Here is a 5,013-nt window from a genome sequence, read left to right on the forward strand (position 1 = left end):
GTATCTTAGCTGCGGCGATAGGCAATTATAGGATTAAGTTTGTGAGAGATCTCTTACACGTATCGTGAGACTTTAACGTTTTGCTATGCAATAAAAAGAGATTGAAATTTTTAATTGTTTGAATTTAAATGATAATTTTCATTTTGTGTCTTTCTGGCAGAGAAAAAACAACAGGTGGGGGATTGCTGAAAAAAGTGAAATCCGTAATCTGAAGTTGTCAGCAGGAAGCGGACACGGAACAGGAAAGACCCAAGGATAGGTCATCTTCAGGACGAAGATTCGATAATTCAGGAAGAATGATCGGCAAGGATAGCGAAGGACATTAGCTGGATGCTGAATAACTAGGATGGTTATCAAGGAAAGTTAATGGACGGTGCAAAGGAAAAGTGCACAAATCTGTCGGGACGACGGAGTTAAGGACACCGCTAGGAAGGCGATGAAAGGGAATGCGCTGAGGGAATCAGCAGACTATCAAGGAATTGATGCAGGGAGCACTTATCAGTAGCTGGATTGCTGCGAGTAAGAACTGGAACCCCACTAAGCGAGAGCTTAGTGGGGTTTTCTTTATTTTGGTTACCTGAAAATAATGGCCACCTGAAAATAATAAGTGGTGAGGTTAACATTGCTTCCTGCGGAGTAACTCCAGATAATAGGTGAAAATAATGAAAGGATATGATGATGATTCGCTTAGCCGTTATTGGAACCAACTGGATTACTGACCAATTTATCGAAGGGGCATTAAAAACGGGGGAATTTCAGCTAGTAGCGGTTTATTCCCGTTCGCTGGACAGGGCGAAACAATTTGCCGAAAAATACGATGCTCCTGCTTTGTTTACTGACCTTAAGAGCCTAGGTGAGAGTGACAATGTGGATGCCGTGTACATCGCCAGCCCGAATGTACTGCATGGTCCACAGTCGATTCAAATGATGCAAGCGGGCAAACATGTTATCTGTGAGAAGCCGCTGGCTTCTGACTTCTCATTAGCACAGCAGATGTATCAAGTTGCCAAACAGCATGGCGTAGTATTATTCGAGGCCTTTATAACCCCACATTTGCCCAATTTTTCCGTTCTCAAACAAGAGCTATCGCAGATTGGCGCTATCCGTAAAGCGGTGCTCAGCTACTGCCAGTATTCCTCTCGTTATCCTAAATATCTCAAAGGTGAGATGCCCAATACCTTTTTGCCCGAGTTCTCTAATGGTTCGATCATGGATATTGGTTATTACTGTTTGGGCTCAGCCATTGAACTGTTTGGTGAGCCTAAATCGGTACAAGCCCAAGCGCATTTACTGGAGACGGGGGTTGATGGTAACGGCAGTGTGATCTTAGGATATGACGGTTTTGATGTGCTATTAATGCATTCAAAAACCAGTGACTCCTATTTGCCGAGCGAAATTCAAGGTGAAGAGGCCGCACTGCACGTTGAGATGATCTCTACCTGCAACCGCATCACGAGAATTAACCGTGGTGGTCAAACCCAAGATCTGAGTATTGAGCAACACGCCAACCGCATGTTTTACGAAGCACAAAAATTTGCAGATCAGATACAGAACAAGACAATAGATGAGCAATGCAAATTACGCTCACTCACCGTTTCCAAATTATTGACAGAAATACGCCGCCAAACGGGCGTGATTTTTCCAACCGATAACCTGTAGTTTCATCGCACAGAGAAGAGAGCAAAAATAATGCAAGCTGAAGTAAAGTGGGTCGAAAATTTCAAGTTCTTGGGCCAATCCCAATCTGGTCATTCGGTGGTGATGGATGGCAGTGGTGGTGCAACCGCGCCTAGCCCGATGGAGATGGTTCTGATGGCTGCGGGAGGTTGTAGCTCTGTGGATGTGGTTGATGGCTTAAAATCGGCCAATCAACAGGTCACGGCATGTAACGCCAAATTGACGGCTGAGCGCCGTGAAACCGCACCTCGGATTTTTACGCTAGTCAATATCCATTTCGACGTATCAGGCGTTGATCTTGACCCTAATGTCGTTGAAAAAGTGACGGCCGATTCATTAGAAAAGTACTGTTCTGTCTGCTTAATGTTAGGCAAAGGTGTCACAATGACTCACAGTTGGTCGATTGTTTAAGCCATTCAATCAATAAGACTAGGAAAAAGCAATATGCTCTGATCTTGCCTTTTCCTGTGCGTTACAGGTTGGTTGAAATTAAAGAGGAAAGTGAAACCGTGAGCTTTTCTCTTTTTTCTTTTGTTTATCCAAGTAGTCTAAATACACTAGATGCATAAGGAGGAACGGCTCATGACCGAAATGGAAAAAATGATGAATGGTATGGTGTTTGACGGTGCAGACCCAGAAATGGAAGCCATTCGTAGCAAAGCAGGACATTTACTGTTGCAGATCAACCAATGTGCCGATGCTACAGCCCGCCATCAATTGCAAACTCAGCTATATCGTCAAATTGGCCAACAAAGTGTGGTGCAGCCTCCTTTCTATTGTGAATTCGGTGAAACAATTTCCATTGGTGATGAAACCTTTATCAACATGAATGTCACTATGCTTGATGGCGCTAAAATCACGATTGGTAATCATGTTTTGATTGGCCCTAACACCCAGTTTTATACACCAGCGCATGCTTTGGATTATCGCAGCCGCCGCTTGTGGGAAACATTTTGTAAGCCGATTACGGTTGAAGATGACGTATGGATTGGTGGCAACGTTGTGATTAATCAAGGAGTCACGATTGGTGCGCGTTCGGTTGTCGCGGCAAATTCAGTGGTCAATCAGGATGTGCCAGCTGATAGCCTAGTCGGAGGCACACCAGCGAGAGTGCTCCGTTCATTAAAAGAAATGAATGGAACATCTGACCTGCATAGTTCAGTTAAGGAAGGGCATCATTGAAGCAGCATAAACATACACTATTTGGTGTTGCGGCTATCTTGCTGTGGAGCTGTCTAATGGGGCTAATCAGAACAGTCACCGAGCAATTTAGCCCAATTGGTGGGGCGGCACTGATTTACACTGTGAGCTCAGTATTTCTGATGCTTGTCATGGGTGTGCCTAAATTCAAACACTTTTCTCTGCGTTATGTTCTGATCGGTGGCGCGCTTTTTGTGAGCTACGAAATCTGCTTAGCATTAGCGTTAGGTATGGCCAATGATCGCCATCAAGCGCTCGAGATGGCGGTGATTAACTATTTGTGGCCAGCCTTGACGGTGTTGTTTGCGGTATTTCTCAGCCGTAAACCCGTCCATATTCTGGTGTATCCAAGCGTTGCGCTCGCATTTGTTGGGGTTGCTTGGACCATTACTGGTGATAGTGGGTTTTCGGTGATGCAAATATCAGCCAATATTGCGACTAATCCCTTAACCTATAGCATGGCGTTTGGCGGGGCGATTATTTGGGCTGTTTATTGCAATATCACCAAACAATTAGCCAATGGACAAAATGCCATTATCCTGTTCTTTATGGCTACGGCTATCGCCCTCTGGATTAAGTATTTTCTTAGCAGCGAAAGCACTTTAGTGTTTACCGTTCCAGCAACCTTGAATTTAGCGTTAACGGGTGTGGTGATGGGCAGCGGTTATGCACTTTGGAATGTGGCAATCTTGCGTGGCAACATGGTTCTATTGGCGACTCTTTCTTATTTTACGCCAGTGATTTCAACCTTGCTTTCATCGCTAATCTTAGGTGTAGCGCTTGGGCTAAGCTTTTGGCAAGGTGTGATTATGGTGACGATGGGTTCTTTAATTTGTTGGTGGGCGACCAGAGAACGTCAATCGACGGTGCAAGAGAAAATGCCAATAGCCTGACATCGCAACAGCTTTGCTATGTATAAAAAAAGCCCTCTCGGGAACGAGAGGGCTTTTTCCGTTTAATTGAGACTGATTAACGAGCCACGTTCATGGTTAATTGCAGTACGAATGGCAGCTTTGATAAACGCTTATGTAGCGAGCGACGAGTACTTTCGATATCTTCGAGTGCAATCATTTCATTCTCATCAGGGCGAATATCGACATTGACCCACAGCTCATGACCGACTTTAGTCACCGCAGTCAACTCGATATCTTGCTCTGATTCTTCACCTACGGCAATGACACCTTGATCCACGGTTTTACAAATCTCTTTGCTTGGTGACATCATCAACAATTCACGCGTTGCCGATTTAAGCATGTCATAAGGCACTTTGATAAAATAAAACGACATTAATAGCATCATGATTGGGTCTGCATAGACGGCATATTTTGCCCAAGGAGACAAGGTCATCAACCAAGCGGCAATGAAACCGACCGTTACCGCGACGCTTAATAGCGTGTCCATTTGCCACTGTTTTACTTCAGCGTCAATCAAACCAGAAGAGTAACGTTTACTCTTGTTGACCATGAACCACCACGCAATCGCACAACCAATCACGTTCACTGTGCCAAAAACAGTTGCGATAGAAGCATCCACTTCTCGACCACCGCTAAACAATGCCATGACAGCCGAGTACAACGAATAACTCACGACTAACAAAATAACGCTGGCTTTGATAGCAATAACCGCAGGTTCTAGCACCGCGCGTCCAAAGGGAAAAGTCGAGTCAGAAGGTTTACGAATGTAGCGTGACGCCACCAGCGACAATAATGTTAACAGCAAACTAACCAGTGAATACACACCGTCAAACACGATAACCAGTGAACCGACAAGCATACCAACCACAAGTCCGCCACCAGCAAAGCCAGAAGCTAAAAGGGCCGAAATCGTCAAAATGCGATTTTCATTATTTCTTGTTCGAGCACACATAAAAGACTACCTGTTGAAAACATGCTGTTATTTTGGCTTAAAGCACGGTTTTGACAATCTCTAAGTGCATTGGTCGTTGGCTTGAATATTGGGAAGTAAGTTTATTTTTAATTAAAACAATTGGTTATGAGCTTATTTGCCTGTCAGGATAATTGACGCTGACTGTCTTTGCTTTGTGTTGTTCAAAATGTGGGCATCTTGAAAGCTAAACAACGAAAATTAAAAATCAAACAAATAGTCACGCAACTTATCGGCTAACCAGTTCATGCC

The 5,013-nt window shown here is 44.3% G+C and carries 5 protein-coding genes; 4 read left to right on the forward strand and 1 reads right to left on the reverse strand.

Annotated elements, in window-relative coordinates; all coding sequences use genetic code 11:
* Positions 1-672: 672 nt before the first annotated feature.
* The 4 genes from AACT21_RS06395 (at position 673) to yddG (ending at position 3,770) form a co-directional block, all read left to right on the forward strand.
* The gene (locus AACT21_RS06395) at positions 673-1,659 is read left to right on the forward strand and encodes a Gfo/Idh/MocA family protein (RefSeq protein WP_013868419.1); all 987 of its coding nucleotides are present in this window, start codon (positions 673-675) and stop codon (positions 1,657-1,659) included.
* A gap of 30 nt (positions 1,660-1,689) precedes the next feature.
* Complete coding sequence (locus tag AACT21_RS06400; protein WP_026028175.1) at positions 1,690-2,088, forward strand: OsmC family protein; 399 nt, start codon at positions 1,690-1,692, stop codon at positions 2,086-2,088.
* 171 nt (positions 2,089-2,259) lie between these two features.
* Positions 2,260-2,859: a sugar O-acetyltransferase gene (locus AACT21_RS06405; RefSeq protein ID WP_026028176.1), complete on the forward strand. Its 600-nt coding sequence runs from the start codon at positions 2,260-2,262 to the stop codon at positions 2,857-2,859.
* Positions 2,856-3,770 (forward strand): aromatic amino acid DMT transporter YddG, encoded by a 915-nt coding sequence (gene yddG / locus AACT21_RS06410; RefSeq protein ID WP_013868422.1) that lies wholly within the window; start codon positions 2,856-2,858, stop codon positions 3,768-3,770. The genes AACT21_RS06405 and yddG overlap by 4 nt, the downstream gene beginning before the upstream one ends.
* Before the next feature lie 76 nt (positions 3,771-3,846).
* Here yddG and AACT21_RS06415 read toward each other — a convergent pair whose 3' ends face one another.
* Positions 3,847-4,743 carry a cation diffusion facilitator family transporter gene (locus AACT21_RS06415; protein ID WP_017043151.1) on the reverse strand — a complete coding sequence of 299 codons (897 nt, stop codon included), beginning with the start codon at positions 4,741-4,743 and terminating at the stop codon, positions 3,847-3,849.
* Between the last annotated feature and the right edge of the window lie 270 nt (positions 4,744-5,013).

Origin of the sequence: Vibrio sp. V08_P9A1T1, assembly GCF_963874405.1 — a bacterium.
Taxonomy (GTDB): Bacteria; Pseudomonadota; Gammaproteobacteria; order Enterobacterales; family Vibrionaceae; genus Vibrio; species Vibrio anguillarum.

Bases quoted from the DNA above. Each gene is read 5' to 3' on its own strand.
- AACT21_RS06395 (WP_013868419.1), top strand. From the start codon at position 673: ATGATGATGATTCGCTTAGCCGTTATTGGAACCAACTGGATTACTGAC.
- AACT21_RS06400 (WP_026028175.1), top strand. From the start codon at position 1,690: ATGCAAGCTGAAGTAAAGTGGGTCGAAAATTTCAAGTTCTTGGGCCAA.
- AACT21_RS06405 (WP_026028176.1), top strand. From the start codon at position 2,260: ATGACCGAAATGGAAAAAATGATGAATGGTATGGTGTTTGACGGTGCA.
- AACT21_RS06415 (WP_017043151.1), bottom strand. From the start codon at position 4,743: ATGTGTGCTCGAACAAGAAATAATGAAAATCGCATTTTGACGATTTCG.